A 19,501-nucleotide genomic window follows, 5' to 3' on the forward strand; every position below is an offset into this window, starting at 1 on the left:
TCCCGTGTCACGCGGGGGAGTTACGGGACTTCTGGCGGCGGTGCACCGGACGGTGCGGGCCACCCGTGGATCGGGCGGCCCGCACGCTGGGTCAGCTGATGCCGGCGACGGTCTCGCGGACCTTCGCGTTGATCTCGGTCGGGATCGGGGCGTAGCCCAGGTCGGCGAGCACGGCCTGGCCCTCGTCCGAGGCCGTGTAGGTCAGGAAGGACTTGGTGGCGGCCAGGGTGTCGGCCTTGTTGCCCTTGTCGCAGACGATCTCGTACGTGACCAGGGTGATCGGGTACGCGCCGTCGGCCTTGGTGGCGTAGTTCAGCTCGAGGGCGAGGTCCTTGCCGGTGCCCACGACCTTGGCGTCGGCGATCGCCTTGGTGGCGTTCTCCGTGGTCGCCTTGACCGGGGCCGAGGCGCCCGTGTCGATGTCGACGGTCTTGATGCCCTTGGCGTAGGAGAGCTCGAAGTAGGAGATCGCGCCGTCGACCTGCTTGACCTGCTGCGCGAGGCCGGAGGAGCCCTGCGCGGACTGGCCGCCCTTGGCCTGCCAGGCCTTGCCGCCCTCGTACTTCCAGTCGTTCGGGGACGCGGCCTTCAGGTACTTGGTGAAGTTGTCCGTGGTGCCGGACTCGTCCGAGCGGTGGAACGCCTGGATCTTGGTCGACGGGAGCTTCGCCTCGGGGTTCAGCTTCTTGATCGCCGGGTCGTTCCACTTGGTGATCTTCGAGTCGAAGATCTTCGCGAGGGTCGACGCGTCCAGGGTCAGGCTGTCGACGCCCGAGACGTTGAACGCGACGGCGATCGGGCCGCCGACCATCGGCAGGTCGATGCCCTGGCCGCCCTTGCAGACCTTCTTCGAGGCGGTGATCTCCTCGGGCTTCAGCGCCGAGTCGGAGCCCGCGAAGGCGACCTGGCCCTGGTTGAACGCGGTGACACCGGCGCCGGAACCGTCGGGCTTGTAGTTGATCTGCACGCCCGAGCACGCCTGGGCGTAGGCCTGGCGCCAGGCGTCGACCGCGTTGGCCTGCGCCGAGGAGCCGATGCCCAGGAGCTGGCCCTTGGCGTCGTCGCACTTGATGTTGCCGGCCTTGGCGGAGGAGCTGGCGCCGCTGCCGCCGGTGGTGTCGCTGGTGTCGTCGGAGCCGCACGCCGTGAGGGCCAGGGCGCCGGAGACGGCGAGGGCGCCGAGGGAGAGGGCGCGGAGCCGGTTCTTGCGCTGAAGCTTCACCTTCGGATGTTCCTTCCAGGAGCCGCCGGCCTCGTGTCGTCAGTGGCGGCGTGCGGAGTCTGCGGAGATTTCGGCGCGGTGAGTCCTGCCCCCGGAATCCCCGTAGTCCCCCGTGGTCGATCCGGGGGCGGTGACTCACCGCGTAAGGCCGAAATTAGGCAGATCAGGTGAAGCGGTCGATGGGCATGAGTGAACGGAGGGTGAACCTAAGCGGGCGGTGCGGTGAGAGGCGCGGAGCCGTGTGCCCGGTGACGGTCAGGCGACATGGAGAGCGTCGAGCAGGGCGTCGACGAGGCCCCGGTCACGGGCCTGCGTGAGGCGGTTTCTGGCCGCGCGCGGCGGGAGCCAGACGATGCGGTCGACCTCGTGGTTCGGGGTGAAGACGCCACCGGAGGCCTCCGCGGCCCAGTAGTCGACGCGCTTGGGGCGGCCGTTCGCGACGTAGCGGACCGTGGGCAGCGTGGTGCCCGGGGTGCAGGAGTGGCCGGTTTCCTCCGCCACTTCGCGCAGCGCGCCGGTCAGCGCGTCCTCGCCGCGCTTCAGCTTGCCCTTGGGGTGCGACCAGTCGTCGTACTTGGGCCGGTGGACCAGGCAGATCTCCAGGCCGCCGTCGAAGGGGGAGCGGCGCCACAGGACGCAGCCGGCGGCCCGCACGGTGGGGGTGTCGTCCTCGTGCACGGTCATGGGGTGCCCACCCTCTCTCGCTGCCATGCCTGCCGGAACTCGATCCTGGCGGCTTCCACCTCGTGCCGCTGGTCGGCGTGGAGCACGCCGAGGGCGTACGCCGTCGGGGGCGCGATGCGCGGGGTGCGCGCGGCCTGCGCGGCGGCGGCCGCGGCCTCGGCGGCGTCCCGGTGCGTGTTCAGGGCGTGCGCGGCCTCGCACAGGCGCGGGTCGGCCCGCGGATCGTCGAGGACGACCTCCTGGGCGTAACGGTGCAGCCGCAGCAGCAGGCGTACGTGGTGCCAGGGGGTGTCGGCGTCCGCGTTGTACGGGTGGCCGGTGTGGCGCAGCGCGGCGACCGCCTCGGCGAGCCGGGACTCGGCCTCCAGGGCGAGCTTGTTCAGCCCGGTGTCCGCGCCGGACAGCGGCACCTCGCTGGCGAGCACCGCGACGTTGTCGGCGACCGCGTGGAAGCGGGACGAGCCGAGGGCCTGGAGCGCGGTGCTGTGCGCGCGGGTGCGGGCGAGGGTGAGCTGGCGGTCGAGGAGCGCCGCCGCCTTGGCCGCGCCGACCGTCAACGCGTTGGTGGCGGGCGCCTGTTGGGGCAGCCGGGCGGCCGGTGCGGGCCCGGCCGTCGTCAGCCGCTGGAGCGCGTCGCCGAGCCGCTCCAGGCGCTCCCCGTACGCGTGCTCCTGCGCCAACGTGCCGGACAGCCACGCCAGTTCGGGCCGCAGTGCGTCCGACCAGTCCGCGTCGAGCAGCGGCCGGAACGTGTGCAGGGTGCCGCTGATCCGGCGGGCGGCGCGGCGCAGGGCGCGGGCCGCGTCCGCCGTGTCGCCCGCCGCGCCGCTCTCGCGGTGCTGGCGCAGCGAGCGCAGGAACTCGGTGGCCTGGGAGCGCAGATAGCCCCCCAGGGCCGTGGTCCCGTCCTGCACGGGGAACGGCCCGCTGGGATCAAGGTGTTGCTGTGCCACGCCGGCGCCTCCGGGCGTCTATGAGCATCTCCTGTACGTTGCGCAGGGGGCGCCCGTCCGCATCGGCCGCGTGGCGGGTCCAGTTGCCGTCCGGGCCCAGGTGCCAGGAGGCGGTGGTGTCGGACATCCCCGTTTCGAGCAGCCGGTTGAGGGCGGCCCGGTGGGCCGGGTCCTCGACGCGGACCAGGGCCTCGATGCGGCGGTCGAGGTTGCGGTGCATCATGTCGGCGCTGCCGAACCAGACTTCGGGCTCGCCGCCGTTGCCGAAGGCGAAGACGCGCGAGTGCTCCAGGAAGCGGCCGAGCACCGAGCGGACCCGGATGTTCTCCGACAGGCCCGCGACGCCGGGCCGCACCGCGCAGATCCCGCGCACCCACACGTCGACCGGCACGCCCGCCTGCGACGCCCGGTAGAGGGCGTCGATGACGGCCTCGTCGACCATCGAGTTGACCTTGATACGGACGTACGCGGGACGGCCCGCACGGTGGTGCTGGACCTCCTTGTCGATCCGCGTGATCAGCCCCGTACGCAGGGACTTGGGGGCGACGAGGAGGCGGCGGTAGGTCTCGCGGCGCGAGTAGCCGGAGAGCCGGTTGAAGAGGTCGGAGAGGTCGGCCCCGACTTCCTGATTGGCCGTCAGAAGCCCCAGGTCCTCGTACAGACGGGCGGTCTTGGGGTGGTAGTTGCCCGTGCCGACGTGGCTGTAGCGGACGAGGCTGTCGCCCTCCTGGCGGACGACGAGCGAGAGCTTGCAGTGCGTCTTGAGGCCGACGAGGCCGTAGACGACGTGGCAGCCCGCCTCCTCCAGCTTCCTCGCCCACTTGATGTTGGCCTGCTCGTCGAAGCGCGCCTTGATCTCGACGAGGACGAGGACCTGCTTGCCCGCCTCGGCGGCGTCTATCAGCGCGTCCACGATCGGCGAGTCGCCCGACGTGCGGTACAGCGTCTGCTTGATGGCGAGCACGTCCGGGTCGTTGGCCGCCTGCTCCAGGAAGGCCTGTACGGAGGTGGAGAAGCTGTCGTACGGGTGGTGAAGGAGGACGTCGCGCTGGCGCAGGGCGGCGAAGACGTCGGGCGCGGACGCGGACTCCACCTCGGCGAGGTCGCGGTGGGTGCCCGCCACGAACTTGGGGTACTTCAGCTCGGGCCGGTCCAGGCCGGCTATCGAGAACAGACCGGTGAGGTCGAGCGGCCCCGGCAGCGGGTACACCTCGGCCTCGCTGATCTTCAACTCCCGTACGAGCAGGCTCAGTACCTCGGAGTCGATGGTCTCCTCGACCTCCAGGCGCACCGGCGGACCGAAACGGCGCCGCATGAGCTCCTTCTCCAGGGCCTGGAGCAGGTTCTCGGTGTCGTCCTCCTCGACTTCGAGGTCCTCGTTGCGGGTGAGGCGGAACATGTGGTGTTCCTCGACCGTCATCCCGGGGAACAGCTCGGCGAGGTGGCGGGGCGCGGCGATGACGTCCTCGATCGGGACGTAGCGCTGCGGGGACGCCTCCAGGAAGCGGGAGAGCAGCGGCGGGACCTTGACGCGGGCGAAGTGGCGGTGGCCGCTCACCGGGTTGCTGACGACGACGGCGAGGTTCAGGGACAGGCCCGAGATGTACGGGAACGGGTGCGCGGGGTCGACGGCCAGCGGCGTCAGGACCGGGAAGATCTGGTTCATGAACAGGGTGTAGAGCCGGGCCTGTTCCTTCTCGGTCAGCTCGTTCCAGCGCACGACGTGGATGCCCTCGTCGGCCAGGGACGGGGCGACGTCGTCCTGGTAGCAGGCCGCGTGCCGGGCCATGAGCTCGCGCGAGCGGTTCCAGATCAGCTCAAGGACCTCGCGGGGCTGGAGCCCGGAGGCCGATCGGGTGGCGACGCCGGTGGCGATGCGGCGCTTGAGGCCCGCGACGCGGACCATGAAGAACTCGTCCAGGTTCGAGGCGAAGATCGCCAGGAAGTTCGCGCGCTCCAGGAGCGGGGTGTTCGGGTCCTCGGCCAGTTCGAGAACCCGCTCGTTGAAGGCCAGCCAGCTGCGCTCGCGGTCCAGGAAGCGGCCCTGCGGCAGCTCGGCGCCCTCCTGGCCCGCGTACTCGTCCTCGTAGTCGTCCGGGTCCGCGTCGATGTCGGCGACGATCCCGGCGAGCTTCGCGTCGAAGTCGCCGGCCGCCACGGGATGGGGGCGGTGCGCGGCAAGAGAGCCCACGGAAGGCTGGGGCTGCGGGGCCGACGGGGCTGCGGACTGGTCCTGGGCGGCATTCGGCTGGCTCATGGACCCATTCTTCCGCGTGGAGACGCTCTCGGGCGCGCCGACGACGTCGGAGAGCGCGGGCGCGAGCCGGAGCCGGGCCTGGGGGGCCGGTTCCTGCGGGGCCTTCGAGGGGTCGGGCGCGGGGGGCTGCATTCCGTGAGCGTCGCAAGTCCGTCTGAATCGCTGGTTACGGAGACATGACGTGCGGGCTATGGGCGGGCGGCTCCGCGCTGTCCACGAGGCCTCCCGCGTCAGGCGGTGCGGCGCCTGAGCAGCCGGAAGGCGACGGCCGTGAGGAGCGCGGCCATGGTAATCACCGTGGCGGATTCCGCCAGCTGGAGGGGCCAGTAGTGGGACTTCGGGTGGTACGTGACCCAGAAGTCCTGGAACTTCTCCGTGCAGCGGTGGAGGTCCACGGGGCTGTCGGCGCCCACGCAGGCGTTGTTGTTGGCGATGCGCTCGCCGGTGCTTCTCGGGACGGCGCCGTGGATCAGGACCTGGGCGCCGGCGGGCGGGCGCAGGGCCGAGAGGCCGGTGTCGGTGACGGTGGGCCAGAGGCTGGGGCGGTAGCGCCTGCCGAGCATGTCGGCCACCAGCGGTGCGAGGGCGCCGAGGAGCGCTCCGGGGAGCGCCTTGCGGCACAGCAGCCCGCCGAGTGCTCCGGCCGCGAGACCCAGCAGTACACGGGCGAACGGGACCGCGCCCCCGCCGGCGAAGATGTCCGGGTCGTACCAGGGGTAGGCGTGCGGCAGCGGGCCCGACGCCCACACGAGGTGGTGGAGGGCGACCAGCGGGACCAGGCCGATCAGGAACCAGGCCGCAGGGACGGCGAGCGTGGTCGCCAACCAACGGGTCGGGGTGCGGGACTGCGTCCACGCCAACTGGGCCGTACCGCGCTCCAGTTCACGCCCGACGCAGGAACCGCCCATGAAGACGGCCGCGATGTACGGAGCGCAGAGGATCACCGCGCCGGTCAGCTGGGTGAGCAGCTCGTAGCGGCCGTAGGCACCGCCGACGGGTTCGCAGCCGGCGGTCCGGCACGCCCCCAGATGGCTCGTCGCAGCGTCCGCCCCGGGTCCGTACAGCCACAGCAGGAGGGCGACGGAGACCAGGACCGCCGCGGTCCACACCCACAGGGCGAGGCGGTGCAGCCGCAGCGCCGCCCATATCGATCCGGAGGGCCGCAGGCGCTGGAGCACCGGGAGCGCGTACGTCATGAACTCACTCTCCTTCTGAGCACACGGAAGGCGATCAGCGTCACGACACCGGTGAGGCCCAACAGGATGCCGGTCTCGATGAGTTGGAGCGGCCAGAAATGGGAGGGCGGGTGGCCCTCGCGGTAGTAGCCGGTGATGTGGTGCTCGGCGAGGCAGGCGCGGTCGTCGACGCACATGGGGTCGGCGACGTGGGCACCGGAGGCGGTGACCGCGTCCTCCTTCCACTGCTCACCGACGAACGCCGGGTAGCCCTCGTCGAGCGAGCCGACGACGGTCTTCATGGGCCACAGGTACGGGCGCAGATAGCCGACCGCCAGCGTCAGCAGGAGCGTGAGGACGAAGCCGAACCCGGCCCCGGCCAGCACGCGCCGCTGGAGCAGGGCGCCGAGGGCGCCGCACGCCAGGCCGAGCAGGGGCAGAACCACGGCGGCCGGCCCGAACAGCTCGAAGCTGCCGGTGAACCAACGGTTCCCGGGGAGGCCGGGGGCCTGCGCCGCGACCGCCCTGCGCAGCACCACCAGGAGGCCCGTGCCGGCGGTCAGGGCCAGCGCGGGGACGGCCAGCTTGACGGCGAGCCAGCGCAGCGGAGGGACCGACTGGGTCCATGCCAGGTGGGCGGTGCCGCTCTCCAGCTCGCGGCCGATGAGCGCGCCGCCCGCGAAGACGGCGACGGCCAGCGGCAGGAAGGACAGGGAGAGGCCCACCGCATTCAGGACGTAGTGGTAGGCCTCCGCGGTCGAGCCCTTCGCGGTGCACGCGTTCGCCACCGCCAGGCTGCACCGCCCGGTGATGCCGAGCCCGGCCGTGCCGGGGCCCCAGGCCCACAGCAGCAGGCCCGCGGCGACGGCCACGTACGCGCCCCACAGGGTCAGGGCGCCGCGGTGCAGGCGCAGCACCGTCCAGTTGAGCCCCGTCGGGCGGGTGAGGGTCAGGCTGCTCATGCGGAGGCCTCCTTGCCGAGCGGGGCGACGCGCTTGGGCTGGTAGCGGCGCAGGACCAGGAACGCCGCCACCACGGCGAGCGCGGTGAGGCCGAGGAGGATGCCCGTCTCGGTGAGCTGGCGGGGCCAGTAGTCGGGGGAGGGCAGGTAGTGCCGGGTGAAGCCCACGACGTCGTGCTTGTCGAGGCAGCTCCGGCTCAGGTAGCAGCCCGGGTCGCTGATCTGCGCGCCGCCGGACGTGATCGCCTTGCTGTGGACCGGCAGCTCGGGCTGCTGGTAAGCGCCCTGGAACGGCCAGGAGTTGCCCCGCAGAGCGCCGACCAGGTACTGCCCGATCCCGGCGACGGCCATCGCGGGCAGGGTGCGGCGCAGGACCAGCGCGGCGAGCACGCCGAGGGCCAGGCCGAACAGGGCGTTCGCCACGGTCGCCGGGCCGACGGAGAAGGCGAAGTCGCGCGGGCCGATGCCGGCGATCAGCAGGTGGTTGTCGCTGTCCCAGACCCCGCGGTACAGGACCACGACCAGGCCGGTGCCCGCCGTGATCAGCAGCGCGGGGACGGCCAGCTTGGCGGCGAGCCAGCGGGCCGGTGACACGGACTGCGTCCACGCCAACCGGGCGGTGCCCGACTCCAGTTCGCGCGCGATCAGCGGACCCGCCGCGAACACGGCGATCGCGATCGTGGCGATCCGGGTCAGCGTCAGCGGATCGTAGAAGAGGGCGTCGAAGGAGGTGCCGATCAGCGGGAAGTAGACGGAACGCCCCTCCCACCCGTTCTCCTGCGCCCCGCCGTAGCCGAACGTGTCGAACGCCTTCTGCGCGGCGGACGAGCCGGGCCCCCACAGCCACAGCAGCAGGCCCGCGCTGACGGCGACGTATCCCGCCCACACCCACAGGGCGGTGCGGTGCAGCCGGCGCACGGTCCACACGAGGCCGTCGGTGCCGGGCAGGGTGCGGCGGACCGACGCGGCCGGTCGCTCCAGGGTCGGGGCGCTCATGCGGACACCGCCGAACGGTGCGTGCCCGCGGTGGTGCTCGGGGTCAGCAGGGCCGGGGCTTCGGGGGAGCGCAGGTGCGCGAGGAGCAGCTCCTCCAGGGAGGGCTCCTGCACCTGCCAGCCTTCACCGAGCGGCCCGTCGCGGCGGATCAGGGCGGTCTGGCCGCGGCCCGAGGGGCGGGACTCGACGACCGTGTGGCCGGCGAGGTCGCCGCGGCCTGTGACCAGGCTGTGCGCGCCGATCAGGTCGTCGATGCCGCCGCCGAGCCGGATCCGGCCGCCGCCGAGGAGCAGCAGGTGGTCGCAGGCGTCGGCCAGCTCGGAGACGATGTGCGACGACATCAGGACGGTCGTGCCGTGCTCGGCCGCGTCCGCCATCAGCGTGCCCATCAGCTCGTGCCGGGCGAGCGGGTCGAGGTCGGCGACCGGCTCGTCCAGGAGCATCAGCTCGGGCCGCTTGCCGAGGGCGAGGGCGAGCGCGACGCGGGTGCGCTGGCCGCCGGAGAGGGTGCGGACCTTGGCCTTCGGGTCGAGGTCGCCCTGCTCGACGATGCCCGCCGCGTAGGCCGCGTCCCACCGTCCGGGGTTCAGCTCGGCGCCCATGCGCAGCGTGTCCGCGATGGACAGCTGGGGGTGCAGGGGCTTGTCCTGCGAGAGGTAGGCGACCTTGGCGCGGTGCTCGCCGGGGGCGCCGCCGAGGACGCTGATCCGGCCCGAGCTCTGCCGCAGCAGCCCGGCGGCGATGGCCAGCAGCGTGGACTTTCCGGCGCCGTTGGGCCCGACGAGGGCGCTGATCCGGCCGGCGGGCAGCCGGAAGGAGCAGTCGTCGAGGGCCGCGGCGGCGCGCCGCCCGTACCGCTTGGCGAGACCGGTGGCCTCGATGGCCGTGCTCATGCGTTCCCCTTGGTGGTGATGGTGCCGAAGTGCGCTTCCAGCGCGCTGTTGAAGAGGGCCGCCACGTCGTCGCGGTCGAGCCCCGCTTCCTTGGCCCGCTGCGCCCAGTCGTCGAGCTCGCCCTTGAGGGGGGAGTCGGCGGGGGCGGAGCCGAGCGTGCGGCGGACGAAGGTGCCCAGGCCGCGGCGGGCCTCGACGAGGCCCGAGCGCTCCAGCTCGCGGTAGGCCTTGAGCACCGTGTTCGGATTGATGGCGGTCGCCTCGACGACCTCGCGGGCCGTGGGCAGCTTGTCGCCGGGCTCGAGCATGCCGAGCCGCAGGGCCTGCTCCGTCTGATGGACGATCTGCAGGTAGGTGGAGACGCCGCTGTGCCGGTCGATCCGGAACTCGATGACCCGCTCTGGCTCAGTCACTGGCGCACCCCCCTTTCACTAATCAAGTAGTGAAAGGGTGATGCAAGAGAGGGGGCGGCGTCAAGCGACGCCGCCCCCTCTTCCGGGCCTCTCCGAAAAAACAGCAGGTCAGGACTCTGTGCGATACATCAGGTCCGTCTCGTACGTGGTGAAACCCAGCCGCTCGTACACGCTCACGGCCGCCTTGTTGTCCGCGTCGACGTAGAGCATCGCGGTCGGCAGACCGGCCGCCGCCAGGTGCCGCAGGCCCGTCGTGGTGAGCGCCTTGCCGAGCCCGCCGCCCTGCTGTCCGGGCGCGACCCCGACCACGTACACCTCGCCGAGGCGCTCCTCGGCGTGCACCTTCGTCCAGTGGAAGCCGACCAGCTCGTCGCCCCGATCCGTCTTCTTGAACGCGAGGAAGAAGCCGGCCGGGTCGAACCACGGCTCCGCCTTGCGGTCGTCCAGGTCGCGCTGGGTGAGGGAGCCCTGCTCGGGGTGGTGGGAGAACGCCGCCGCGTTCACCGCGAGCCAGGCCGCGTCGTCCTGACCGGGCACGAACGTACGGATCCGCACCCCGGCCGGAAGGGCCGGTTCCGGCAGCTCGGGGCCCTCGGCCCCGGCCAACGGCCGCCGCATCTGGCGCAGTTCACGGAACAGGGTGAGGCCGAGCACCTGCGCGAGATGCCGCGCCGCGCTGTGCCCGCCGTGCGCCCACACCCGCAGCCGCTTGCCGGACGCCGCGAGCAGCGCCGCGCCGAGCGCCCGCCCGTGCCCGTGCCCGCGGTGCGCCGGGTGCACGACCAGCTCGGCGGCCGGAGCCTCGATCGGATCGGTGTCCTCCAGCTGCGCGTACCCGATCAGCTGCCCGTCAGCGGAGAGCAGCAGATGCCGTACCCCTTCGCGCTCCCCGCCCCGCAGTTGCAGCCGCCCCTGCTCCGATACGGCCTGCTGTCCGTCGGCCCGCGCGGCCTCCGTGAGGAGCGCGAGCACGGCGGCGGACTGCTCGTCGGTCAGGGCGGACAGGGTCTCGATCGCGCGGCCGGGGGAGGCCGGATCGGTGCTGGGTGCGGGGTCCGTGGTCATGGATACGAGGGTACGGCGCGGGTCCGACGGTGCGATGGCAACGAGCTCGTAACCTGCAATCCCCTGTTGCGCTACGCGCGTTGACTCTAGGCTGCACCCGCAGTCACAGACGCAGCACAGCCCACCCAGGGGGACACCCATGCCCGCACAGACCCATCGGCCCGGGCGCCGTGTGAGAGCCGCGCTCGCCGGTGCCGCCACGCTCGCCACGGCAGGCGCGCTGATCGCCGCGCTGCCCGCGGGCGCCTCGCCCGACACGCGCCACGCGCAGGGCCGCTACCAGGACGTACAGCTGCTGTCCTTCAACGACCTGCACGGCAACCTGGAGCCGCCGACGGGTTCGTCGGGGCAGGTGACCGAGAGGCAGGCGGACGGCACCACCAAGAAGATCGACGCCGGCGGTGTGGAGTATCTGGCCACCTCCTTGCGCACCGCCCGCAAGGGACACCCGTACAGCGTGACCGCCGCGGCCGGCGACCTGATCGGCGGCAGCCCGCTGGTGTCCGGGCTCTTCCACGACGAGCCCACCGTCGAGGCCCTGAACAAGCTCGACCTGGACGTCACCGGCGTCGGCAACCACGAGTTCGACGAGGGTTCCGCCGAGCTGGCGCGCATCCAGAACGGCGGCTGCCACCCCAAGGACGGCTGTTACGAGGACGGCCGCACCTTCGAGGGCGCCGACTACCCGTACCTCGCCGCCAACGTGACGGACGAGAAGACCGGCAAGCCGATCCTCGCCCCCTACTGGGTGTGGAAGCAGCACGGCGTGAAGGTCGGCTTCATCGGCGTCACCCTGGAGGGCACGCCGAACATCGTGTCCGCCGACGGCGTCAAGGGCCTGAAGTTCCACGACGAGATCGAAACGGTCAACAAGTACGCGAAGATTCTCGACAAGCAGGGCGTCAAGTCGATCGTCGCCCTGATCCACGAGGGCGGTGCGCCGGCCTCCGACGCGTACAACTACGACTGCGACTCGCCCGGCGCCGGCGACGGCATCTCCGGACCGATCGTCGACATCGCCAAGGGCATCACGCCGAAGGTCGACGCCCTCGTCACCGGCCACACGCACCAGGCGTACGTGTGCACCGTCCCCGACCCGGCCGGCAACCCGCGCATGGTCACGTCCGCGTCCTCGTACGGGAAGCTCTACACGGACACGACGCTGACCTACGACCGCCGCACCAAGGACATCGTCCGTACGTCGGTGAAGTCGCCGACGTCGGCCAACCACGTGGTGTCGCGTACGCAGGAGAAGGCGCTCGACATGACGGCGCTGCTCGGCAAGTGGAGCAAGCTGGCCGCGCCGGTCTCCGGCCGCAGCATCGGCCACATCTCCGGCGACATCCCCGGACGCGGCGCCACCACGCCCGAGGAGCCGCTCGGCGACCTCATCGCGGACGCCCAGCTCTCCTACGCCAAGTCCCTCGACCCGAAGACCTCGCTGGCCCTGATGAACCCGGGCGGCGTGCGCTCCGACCTCGTCTTCAAGGCGAGCGGGAGCGAGGGCGACGGGGTCGTGACGTACGGCGAGGCGTTCGCCGTCCAGCCGTTCGGCAACACCGTCAACCTGGTCGACCTCACCGGGGCGCAGGTCATCGAGGCGCTTCAGCAGCAGGTCAGCGGCGGCAACCAGGCATCGCCGAAGATCCTCCAGCCGTCGGCCGGACTCACGTACACGCTCGACATGAAGAAGACGGGCGCCGCGCGCGTGCTCGTCGACACCGTCAAGCTGAACGGCGCCGCGATCGACCCGGCCGCCACCTACCGCGTCGCGATGAACTCCTTCCTCGCGGGCGGCGGCGACGGCTTCGCGGCGCTCGGCGCCGGCAAGAACCCGCTGGTCGGCGGCGACGACCTGAAGGCGTTCAGCGAGTACCTGACCGCCAACTCCTCGGCGGCGAACCCGATCGCGCCGCCGGCCGCCAACCGGATCACGATCCTCAAGTAGCGGCAGCGCACGGCCGCAACGCGGTCTTGACGGCGAGTGGCCTACGGTCGAACCGTGGGCCACTTCGCGTGTGCGGAGGCGCTGCGAAGATTGTTTGCGCAGAGGGTGGGGGTCTGTGGTGGAATCACCCGATGCGTACCCCCCACCGCATGTCCGACGTCCCCATATCCAACGACCGCGCTCTGTCTGATGGTTGGCCGGAGGATTTGGTTCCCCTCCGTGAGCTGTACGCCGACGAGGACGACGAGGAAGACGCCTGGTCGCCCCCCAACCACCGGCGCGGCAGCCGTCGCCGCCGCCCGCGCCTCGCCGGGCTCCCGCTCGTCGCGAAGGGCCTCGTCGCGGTCGTCGTGCTCACCGCGTTCCTCGCCCTCGCCGACCGCTGGGCCGTCCTGTACGCCGAACACCGCGCCGCGCAACAGCTCAAGAAGGAGCTGAAGCTGACGGCCGCGCCCGAGGTCGAGATCGAGGGCTTCCCGTTCCTCACCCAGCTCGCGGACCGCCGCGTCGACGAGCTGAAGGTCACCGTCCCCGACGTCGCCGCCGACCGCGTCACCCTCGCCAAGGTCTCCGCGACCGCGAAGGACGTACGGATCACGGGCTCGGGACTCACCGGCATCAGCGGAGCCACCGTCGACGCGATGCACGGCGAGGTGCTGCTCAGCTTCGCCGACATGAACCGTGAACTGGGCGCCTCCCAGGTCACGTTCACCGGCCACGGCCGCGACCGGGTCCACGCGCGCGGCACCCTGCCCGTCGCCGGGCACGACGTGAAGGTCCGCGCCGACGCCACGATCCGGCGGCTCGGCGGGCGCGGCATCGCCACCGAGATCGACGGGATGCGCCTGGACCTCGGCGACCTCGCCACCTACCGCCCCGGCACCGGCCAGAGCGAGGGCCTGCACCTGACCGCCAAGTCGGTCGCCCGGATCACCGAGGAGACCGACAAGGCCAGGCGGCTGCTCTCCATCCCCGCCCTCGCGCACCGCGCGGGCGTGCCGGACACGGCCCTCCAGCAGGCGCTGAGCAGCGACCAGAAGGTGAGCGAGCTGACCGGCTCGCCGCGCTTCGTGAAGAACCTGATGAAGATGAACCTGATCGACATCGCGATCGACCACCCCTGGCTCCTGAAGAAGATCGGCCTCGACCCGGCCCTCCTCGACGGCCTGACCCGCCTCACCCGCCCGCAGCTCGCCGACCGGCTCTCCCTCGCCTTCAACCTGCCGAAGGTGCCGGGCGACCACGGGTACGTACGGCTGCGCGACGTGACCGTGGAGAAGGACGGCATCCGCGTGGACCTCTCGGGCGCCGGCCTGTCGGTCGGCCACGGATAGCGCTCAGACCGCGCTGGGCGGCGGGGTCGGGGTGCCCGGCAGGCTCAGAGTGGCGACCGTGCCGCCGCCGTCCGCCGCGGAGAGCACGATCTCGCCGCCGTAGCTCTCCACGGTGCGGGCCACGATCGACAGGCCGAGCCCCGAGCCCGGCAGTGCGCGGGCCGTCGGGGAGCGCCAGAACCGGTCGAAGACGTGCGGGAGTTCATCGGCCGGGATGCCCGGGCCGTGGTCCCGTACGGTCAGCGTGCCGCGCATCAGGTGGACCTCGACGGTGCCGCCGGGCGGGCTGAACTTCACGGCGTTGTCGAGCAGGTTGACGATCGCGCGCTCCAGGGCGGCGGGCTCCGCCATCACGTACCAGGGCGCCAGCTCGGAGACGATCTTCAGCTCCGGGCCGCGCAGCCGGGCCCGGTCCAGGGCGGCGCGGGTCGTCTCGTGCAGCGACACGACCTTGAGCGGACCGTCGCTCGCGCCCAGCCCCGAACGCGACAGCTCCTGCAAGTCGCCGATCAGCGCCGCCAGTTCGGTCATCTGCGCCTTCAGCGACGCCATCAGGGCCTTGCGGTCGTCCGGCGGGATGGCGCGACCCGTCTCCTCGCTGCGGGTCAGCAGCTCGATGTTGGTCCGCATGGAGGTGAGCGGCGTGCGCAGCTCGTGCCCGGCGTCGGCGATGAGCTGCTGCTGAAGCTCCCGCGAGGAGGCCAGCGAGGCGGTCATGGAGTTGAACGACTCCGACAACCGCGCGATCTCGTCGTCCCCCTCGACAGGGATCCGCACGGTGAGGTCCTCGGTTCTGGCTACGTGTTCGACGGTCTCGGTGAGTTGGTCGACGGGACGCAGTCCGGTACGGGCGATCCACAGCCCGGCGGCCGTGGCTCCCAGGACACCGATGCCGCCCACGAGGAGGAGAACCCAGGCGAGGGTGGTCAGGGGCTTCGTCACTTCGGAGAGGGGGGTGGCAATGGACACGGCCACGCCTTGGAGCGTGCTGCCCGGGCTGTTGCTCACCGGGACGGTCAGCACGCGCATGGCGGCGCCGTCCTCGTTGTCGGTCGTGTGGTAGTCGGGTCCGACCGTACCGTTCGCCACCGCGAGGTCGGAGGGCTGGACGGGAATCGCCGACTCCCCCTGCCACAGGCACACGTCTCCGTCGGACCAGACGACCTGGACCGTCGGGCCGGGGCCCTGGCGCTGGGGCGTCGAGGTGTCGGCGGTGCACGTGAGCAGGGCCGGCGACTGGCGGCTCTGACTCAGCGACTGCACCTGGTTCTTCAGGTCCTGGTCCAGCTGACCGTACAACTGACCCCGTGTGATGAACCAGCACGTCACCGCCACCGCGGCCACCGCCGCGGCCACCGCGACCGCCACCAGCAACGCCAACCGCGACCTCAGCGGCAACGACCGCAGCCGTCGTACGACTCTGTTCACTCCGAAGCCCCGCCCGACCGCAACACGTACCCCACACCCCGCACCGTATGAACGAGCCGCGGCTCACCCCCGCCCTCCGTCTTCCTGCGGAGGTACATCACATACACGTCAAGGGAGTTGGACGACGGCTCGAAGTCGAAGCCCCAGACCGCCTTCAGGATCTGCTCGCGCGTGAGCACCTGGCGCGGGTGGGCCAGGAACATCTCCAGGAGCGTGAACTCGGTGCGGGTCAGCTCGACCGTCCGGTCACCCCGCCGCACCTCCCGCGTCGCCAGATCCATCCGCAGATCGGCGAAGGACAGTACGTCGGAGTCGTCGACGGCCCCGCCCGAAGCGGCAGCGTAGGAGCTGCGCCGCAGCAGCGCCCGCACCCGCGCGAACAGCTCGTCCAGTTCGAACGGCTTGACCAGGTAGTCGTCGGCGCCCGCGTCGAGCCCGGTGACCCGGTCGCCGACGGTGTCGCGCGCGGTGAGCATCAGGATCGGCGTCGTCGACCCGGTGGCCCGCAGCCGGCGGGCCGCCGTCAGCCCGTCCATGCGCGGCATCTGGATGTCGAGGACCACCAGATCCGGCTGGTACGCGGCGGCCTTCTCCAGCGCGTCCGCACCGTCGACGGCGACTTCGGTCCCGTACCCCTCGAACGCGAGGGAACGCTGGAGTGCCTCCCGTACCGCGGGCTCGTCGTCGACGATGAGAATGCGGTGCTGGGCGTCGCGGTCGCCTTCGGCGGGGCTCATGGGCGGGGCTTCCCTCACATGCGGATACGGATACGGATACGGGTACGGCGTTCTCAGCCTCGCACGGCCGCGCGGCGCGTGCGTGCCGCCCGGCGCGGCGCCGCGGGCGCCACTTCGGGGGCGCGGGTGACGGGCTCGTGGAGGGCGGCGGCGACGTCGACGGCGAGGGCGATGTCGGCCGGCCCGGTGGCGGCGACGGTGTGACGCACGGTGCGGATCATGGTGGTACCTCCCGGTGAGGGATCGGCGCGGGAACGGTCAGCTGTCGGAGCCTCCGGCCCGCAGCGTGTCGAGGTCGGCCTTGACGGTGTTGATCGGGATGGCGAAGCCGAGGCCGACGCTGCCCGCGCTCGACGAGTCCCCCGACGAACCGGACGAACTGGACGAGTACATCGCGGAGTTGATGCCGATGATGTTGCCGTTCATGTCGATCAGGGCGCCGCCGGAGTTGCCCGGGTTGAGCGAGGCGTCGGTCTGGATCGCCTTGTACGTGGTGGTGGACGAGCCGGTGTCGCCGTTGAACTCCTGGCCGCCGTACTCGAAGGGCCACTGGCCGCTGCCGCCCTGCTGCTCCTGCGTGTCCTCGCCCGTGGAGACGGTGACATCGCGGTCGAGCGCGGAGACGATGCCGCTGGTGACGGTGCCGGTCAGGCCCTCGGGGGAGCCGATGGCGACGACGTCGTCGCCGACCTTCACGCCGTCGGAGTCGCCGAGGGTGGCGGCCTTGAGGCCGGAGGCGTTCTTCAGCTTGAGGAGCGCCAGGTCCTTCTTCGCGTCGGTGCCGACGACCTCGGCGGTGTACGACTTGCCGTCGCTCGTCCGCACCTTCACCGAGGAGGCGCCGGAGACGACGTGGTTGTTGGTGAGGATCTCGCCGTCGCTGGTGAGGATCACGCCGGAACCGGTCGAGGAGCCGGACGAGAGCGTCGCATTGACCTCGACGATCGACGGGCTGACCGCTTCGGCGACACCGGCGACGGTGCCCTTCTTCGCGCTGGGCACCACGGTGGTGCTGGTGGAGCTGGACGCCGTCGCGGAGTCGGAGCCGGTCAGCTCCTGGAAGGCGTACGCGGTGCCGCCGCCGACGGCCGCTGCCGCGATGGCCACGGCCGCGATCAGCCCGAACGGGCCGCGCATCCGCTTCTTCCTCGCCGGCGCGACGACCGGCTCGGCGAACGGCTCGGCCGACTGGTAGGCGGGCTGGTGGGCGGGCGGGGGCGGCCACGCGCTGTCGACGGGTATCGGGCTCGTCGGGTTCTGCTGCGGGCTCTCGGAGTACGGGGACTGCTGCGGGCCCTGCGGGTACTCGCCGTCGCGGCGGAAGCTCTCGGTCATGCACACCAGCCTGTGGCGCGTACATGAGAGCCACCTGAGCGTGTCCTGAGAGTCCCGGCAGAACCCTGTTTGCCCGAAATAAAGACGGGCCGTCGCGCAGGGAGAAGGGGCTACGCGCAGCCGCAGGACTGCCGTACGACGAGCCGCGACGGGAACAGCTTCAGGCGCTCGCGCCGCGACCCCGCGACCCGCAGCGAGTCGTCGAGGACGAGGTCGACGGCGGCCCGCGCCATCGCCGAGCGGTCCGAGGCGACCGTGGTCAGCGGCGGATCGGTGAGCCCCGCCTCCTTCACGTCGTCGAACCCGGCCACGGCCAGCTCGCCCGGCACGTCGATCCGCAGCTCGCGTGCCGCGCGCAGCACACCGATGGCCTGGTCGTCCGTGGAGCAGAAGATCGCCGGCGGCCGGTCGGGCCCGGCGAGCAGACCGAGCGCCACCTGGTACGCGTCGTAGCGGTTGTACGGCGCCTCGAAGAGCCGGCCCTCGGTGGAGCGGCCCGCCTCGGCCATCGCCCGCCGCCAGCCCTCGACGTGGTCGGAGACCGGGTCGCCGACGGTCGGGGTCTGAGCGGTGCCGCCGAGACAGGCGACGTACTCGTGGCCGTGCTCGAGGAGGTGGCGGGTGGCGAGTTGGGCGCCGCCCACGTCGTCGGTCACGACGGCCACGTCGTCGATGGCCTCGGGCCGCTCGTGCAGCAGCACGACGCGCGCGTCCCACGCCTCGATCTCGGCGGCCGCCAGGTCGTTGAACCCGTGGCTGACGAGGATGAGGCCGGAGACCCGCATGCCGAGGAACGCGCGCAGGTAGTGCACCTCGCGGTCCCCGATGTAGTCGGAGTTGCCGACCAGGACCATCTTTCCGCGCTCGGCCGCCGCCTGTTCCACGGCGTGTGCCATCTCCGCGAAGAACGGCTGGCGCGAGTCGGGCACGATCATGCCTATGAGGTCGGTACGCCGCGACGCCATGGCCTGGGCGACCCGGTCGGGCCGGTACCCCAGCTCCTTGATCGCGGCCTGTACGCGCTCGCGCGTGGCCGGGGCGACCGGCCGGGGTCCGTTGTTGATCACGTAGGACACGACGGCGGTCGAAGTACCCGCCAGTCGCGCAACGTCGTCCCGAGTCACCTTGGCCACGCGCGGAGTCTACGCGGATGGACCACCCTCTGGGCAGGCCGCTTTGGGGTTCCTACGGTTCGGCTGTGACGGCTTCGCCGCGCGCCCCGGCCGGGCTGTCCGCTTCGTCCCTCTTGGGGGCGGGCACGTCCGCCGCCTTCTCGTGCTTGTCCGCCGTCTTCTCCGCCCTCTCCGTCTTCTCCGGCTTCTCCGGGGTGACGAAGCGGTAGCCGACGTTGCGCACCGTGCCGATCAGCGACTCGTGCTCGGGGCCGAGCTTCGCCCGCAGACGCCGTACGTGCACGTCCACCGTCCGGGTGCCGCCGAAGTAGTCGTAGCCCCAGACCTCCTGGAGCAGCTGGGCGCGCGTGAACACGCGGCCGGGGTGCTGCGCCAGGTACTTGAGGAGCTCGAACTCCTTGAAGGTCAGGTCGAGGACCCGGCCCTTGAGCTTCGCGCTGTACGTCGCCTCGTCCACCGACAGGTCGCCGTTGCGGATCTCCATGGGGGAGTCGTCGGCGACGATCTGCTGGCGGCCCATCGCGAGACGCAGGCGCGCCTCGACCTCGGCCGGGCCCGCGGTGTCCAGGAGGACGTCGTCGATGCCCCAGTCGGCGGTGACGGCGGCGAGGCCGCCCTCGGTCACGACGAGGACCAGCGGACAGCCGGGTCCGGTGGAGCGGAGCAGCTGACAGAGGCTGCGCACCTGCGGGAGGTCACGGCGCCCGTCGATGAGAATGACGTCGGCACCTGGGGTGTCGACGAGTGCGGGCCCCTCCGCCGGAGCCACTCGCACGTTGTGCAGGAGCAGGCCGAGAGCGGGGAGCACCTCCGTCGACGGCTGAAGGGCATTGGTCAGGAGCAGCAGAGAACTCATCGCCGCCCACCTGCCTGGGTCGTCCTACGTTCGTGCACGGTTCGCTCGCCCATAACGTCTGGTTCCTCCTCGGTCCCTGCGAGGACGTTTGCGGCACTGCTTCGTGGTGCT

At 71.7% G+C, this 19,501-nt stretch carries 18 protein-coding genes; 2 read left to right on the plus strand and 16 right to left on the minus strand.

The window, feature by feature from the left end:
- Positions 1-91: 91 nt before the first annotated feature.
- From pstS to mshD, 10 genes are all read right to left on the minus strand, one after another.
- A complete protein-coding gene (gene pstS, locus AB0L37_RS05690) occupies positions 92-1,222 on the minus strand; it encodes a phosphate ABC transporter substrate-binding protein PstS (protein ID WP_365500696.1) in 1,131 nt (376 codons plus the stop codon).
- Between the two features lie 255 nt (positions 1,223-1,477).
- Positions 1,478-1,906, minus strand: a complete 429-nt coding sequence (locus AB0L37_RS05695) for an NUDIX hydrolase (RefSeq protein ID WP_365500698.1) — start codon at positions 1,904-1,906, stop codon at positions 1,478-1,480.
- Positions 1,903-2,859 (minus strand): CHAD domain-containing protein, encoded by a 957-nt coding sequence (locus tag AB0L37_RS05700; protein WP_365500700.1) that lies wholly within the window; start codon positions 2,857-2,859, stop codon positions 1,903-1,905. Before AB0L37_RS05700 ends, AB0L37_RS05695 begins: the two co-directional genes overlap by 4 nt.
- Positions 2,840-5,116 (minus strand): RNA degradosome polyphosphate kinase, encoded by a 2,277-nt coding sequence (locus AB0L37_RS05705; RefSeq protein WP_365501417.1) that lies wholly within the window; start codon positions 5,114-5,116, stop codon positions 2,840-2,842. Before AB0L37_RS05705 ends, AB0L37_RS05700 begins: the two co-directional genes overlap by 20 nt.
- Before the next feature lie 230 nt (positions 5,117-5,346).
- The gene (locus AB0L37_RS05710; protein ID WP_365500702.1) at positions 5,347-6,312 is read right to left on the minus strand and encodes a hypothetical protein; all 966 of its coding nucleotides are present in this window, start codon (positions 6,310-6,312) and stop codon (positions 5,347-5,349) included.
- Complete coding sequence (locus tag AB0L37_RS05715; RefSeq protein ID WP_365500704.1) at positions 6,309-7,253, minus strand: hypothetical protein; 945 nt, start codon at positions 7,251-7,253, stop codon at positions 6,309-6,311. Before AB0L37_RS05715 ends, AB0L37_RS05710 begins: the two co-directional genes overlap by 4 nt.
- Positions 7,250-8,248 carry a hypothetical protein gene (locus AB0L37_RS05720; protein ID WP_365500706.1) on the minus strand — a complete coding sequence of 333 codons (999 nt, stop codon included), beginning with the start codon at positions 8,246-8,248 and terminating at the stop codon, positions 7,250-7,252. Before AB0L37_RS05720 ends, AB0L37_RS05715 begins: the two co-directional genes overlap by 4 nt.
- Positions 8,245-9,141 carry an ABC transporter ATP-binding protein gene (locus tag AB0L37_RS05725; protein WP_365500708.1) on the minus strand — a complete coding sequence of 299 codons (897 nt, stop codon included), beginning with the start codon at positions 9,139-9,141 and terminating at the stop codon, positions 8,245-8,247. Before AB0L37_RS05725 ends, AB0L37_RS05720 begins: the two co-directional genes overlap by 4 nt.
- On the minus strand, positions 9,138-9,554 hold the full coding sequence (locus tag AB0L37_RS05730; RefSeq protein ID WP_365500710.1) for a GntR family transcriptional regulator: 417 nt from the start codon (positions 9,552-9,554) through the stop codon (positions 9,138-9,140). The genes AB0L37_RS05725 and AB0L37_RS05730 overlap by 4 nt, the downstream gene beginning before the upstream one ends.
- Before the next feature lie 108 nt (positions 9,555-9,662).
- Positions 9,663-10,619, minus strand: a complete 957-nt coding sequence (gene mshD / locus AB0L37_RS05735) for a mycothiol synthase (RefSeq protein ID WP_365500712.1) — start codon at positions 10,617-10,619, stop codon at positions 9,663-9,665.
- 139 nt (positions 10,620-10,758) lie between these two features.
- Here mshD and AB0L37_RS05740 point away from each other — a divergent pair, with 139 nt between their 5' ends.
- On the plus strand, positions 10,759-12,567 hold the full coding sequence (locus tag AB0L37_RS05740) for a bifunctional metallophosphatase/5'-nucleotidase (RefSeq protein WP_365500714.1): 1,809 nt from the start codon (positions 10,759-10,761) through the stop codon (positions 12,565-12,567).
- Positions 12,568-12,716: 149 nt separating this feature from the next.
- Positions 12,717-13,901 (plus strand): DUF2993 domain-containing protein, encoded by a 1,185-nt coding sequence (locus tag AB0L37_RS05745; protein WP_365500716.1) that lies wholly within the window; start codon positions 12,717-12,719, stop codon positions 13,899-13,901.
- Between the two features lie 3 nt (positions 13,902-13,904).
- Here the strand turns inward: AB0L37_RS05745 and AB0L37_RS05750 are convergent, their stop codons facing one another.
- The 6 genes from AB0L37_RS05750 to AB0L37_RS05775 form a co-directional block, all read right to left on the minus strand.
- Entirely contained in the window at positions 13,905-15,329 is a 1,425-nt protein-coding gene (locus AB0L37_RS05750) for a HAMP domain-containing sensor histidine kinase (RefSeq protein WP_365500718.1), read from the minus strand.
- Complete coding sequence (locus AB0L37_RS05755) at positions 15,326-16,066, minus strand: response regulator transcription factor (protein WP_365500720.1); 741 nt, start codon at positions 16,064-16,066, stop codon at positions 15,326-15,328. The genes AB0L37_RS05750 and AB0L37_RS05755 overlap by 4 nt, the downstream gene beginning before the upstream one ends.
- A gap of 53 nt (positions 16,067-16,119) precedes the next feature.
- Positions 16,120-16,287, minus strand: coding sequence for a hypothetical protein (locus AB0L37_RS05760; protein ID WP_365500722.1), 168 nt, complete (start codon positions 16,285-16,287; stop codon positions 16,120-16,122).
- 37 nt (positions 16,288-16,324) lie between these two features.
- Positions 16,325-17,401, minus strand: a complete 1,077-nt coding sequence (locus tag AB0L37_RS05765) for a trypsin-like peptidase domain-containing protein (RefSeq protein ID WP_365500724.1) — start codon at positions 17,399-17,401, stop codon at positions 16,325-16,327.
- A gap of 110 nt (positions 17,402-17,511) precedes the next feature.
- Positions 17,512-18,534 (minus strand): LacI family DNA-binding transcriptional regulator, encoded by a 1,023-nt coding sequence (locus AB0L37_RS05770; protein WP_365500726.1) that lies wholly within the window; start codon positions 18,532-18,534, stop codon positions 17,512-17,514.
- Between the two features lie 52 nt (positions 18,535-18,586).
- Positions 18,587-19,390, minus strand: coding sequence for a response regulator transcription factor (locus AB0L37_RS05775; protein ID WP_365500728.1), 804 nt, complete (start codon positions 19,388-19,390; stop codon positions 18,587-18,589).
- Positions 19,391-19,501: the final 111 nt, after the last annotated feature.

This window comes from Streptomyces sp. NPDC052225, assembly GCF_040679615.1.
Lineage (GTDB): Bacteria > Actinomycetota > Actinomycetes > Streptomycetales > Streptomycetaceae > Streptomyces.

What these genes read in the sequence shown, in the direction of transcription:
- AB0L37_RS05710 (WP_365500702.1), bottom strand. Translation starts at nt 6,312, where the DNA reads ATGACGTACGCGCTCCCGGTGCTCCAGCGCCTGCGGCCCTCCGGATCG.
- mshD (WP_365500712.1), bottom strand. Translation starts at nt 10,619, where the DNA reads ATGACCACGGACCCCGCACCCAGCACCGATCCGGCCTCCCCCGGCCGC.
- AB0L37_RS05755 (WP_365500720.1), bottom strand. Translation starts at nt 16,066, where the DNA reads ATGAGCCCCGCCGAAGGCGACCGCGACGCCCAGCACCGCATTCTCATC.
- AB0L37_RS05745 (WP_365500716.1), top strand. Translation starts at nt 12,717, where the DNA reads ATGTCCGACGTCCCCATATCCAACGACCGCGCTCTGTCTGATGGTTGG.
- AB0L37_RS05760 (WP_365500722.1), bottom strand. Translation starts at nt 16,287, where the DNA reads ATGATCCGCACCGTGCGTCACACCGTCGCCGCCACCGGGCCGGCCGAC.
- AB0L37_RS05715 (WP_365500704.1), bottom strand. Translation starts at nt 7,253, where the DNA reads ATGAGCAGCCTGACCCTCACCCGCCCGACGGGGCTCAACTGGACGGTG.
- AB0L37_RS05775 (WP_365500728.1), bottom strand. Translation starts at nt 19,390, where the DNA reads ATGAGTTCTCTGCTGCTCCTGACCAATGCCCTTCAGCCGTCGACGGAG.
- AB0L37_RS05720 (WP_365500706.1), bottom strand. Translation starts at nt 8,248, where the DNA reads ATGAGCGCCCCGACCCTGGAGCGACCGGCCGCGTCGGTCCGCCGCACC.
- AB0L37_RS05740 (WP_365500714.1), top strand. Translation starts at nt 10,759, where the DNA reads ATGCCCGCACAGACCCATCGGCCCGGGCGCCGTGTGAGAGCCGCGCTC.
- AB0L37_RS05725 (WP_365500708.1), bottom strand. Translation starts at nt 9,141, where the DNA reads ATGAGCACGGCCATCGAGGCCACCGGTCTCGCCAAGCGGTACGGGCGG.
- AB0L37_RS05765 (WP_365500724.1), bottom strand. Translation starts at nt 17,401, where the DNA reads ATGACCGAGAGCTTCCGCCGCGACGGCGAGTACCCGCAGGGCCCGCAG.
- AB0L37_RS05705 (WP_365501417.1), bottom strand. Translation starts at nt 5,116, where the DNA reads ATGAGCCAGCCGAATGCCGCCCAGGACCAGTCCGCAGCCCCGTCGGCC.
- AB0L37_RS05695 (WP_365500698.1), bottom strand. Translation starts at nt 1,906, where the DNA reads ATGACCGTGCACGAGGACGACACCCCCACCGTGCGGGCCGCCGGCTGC.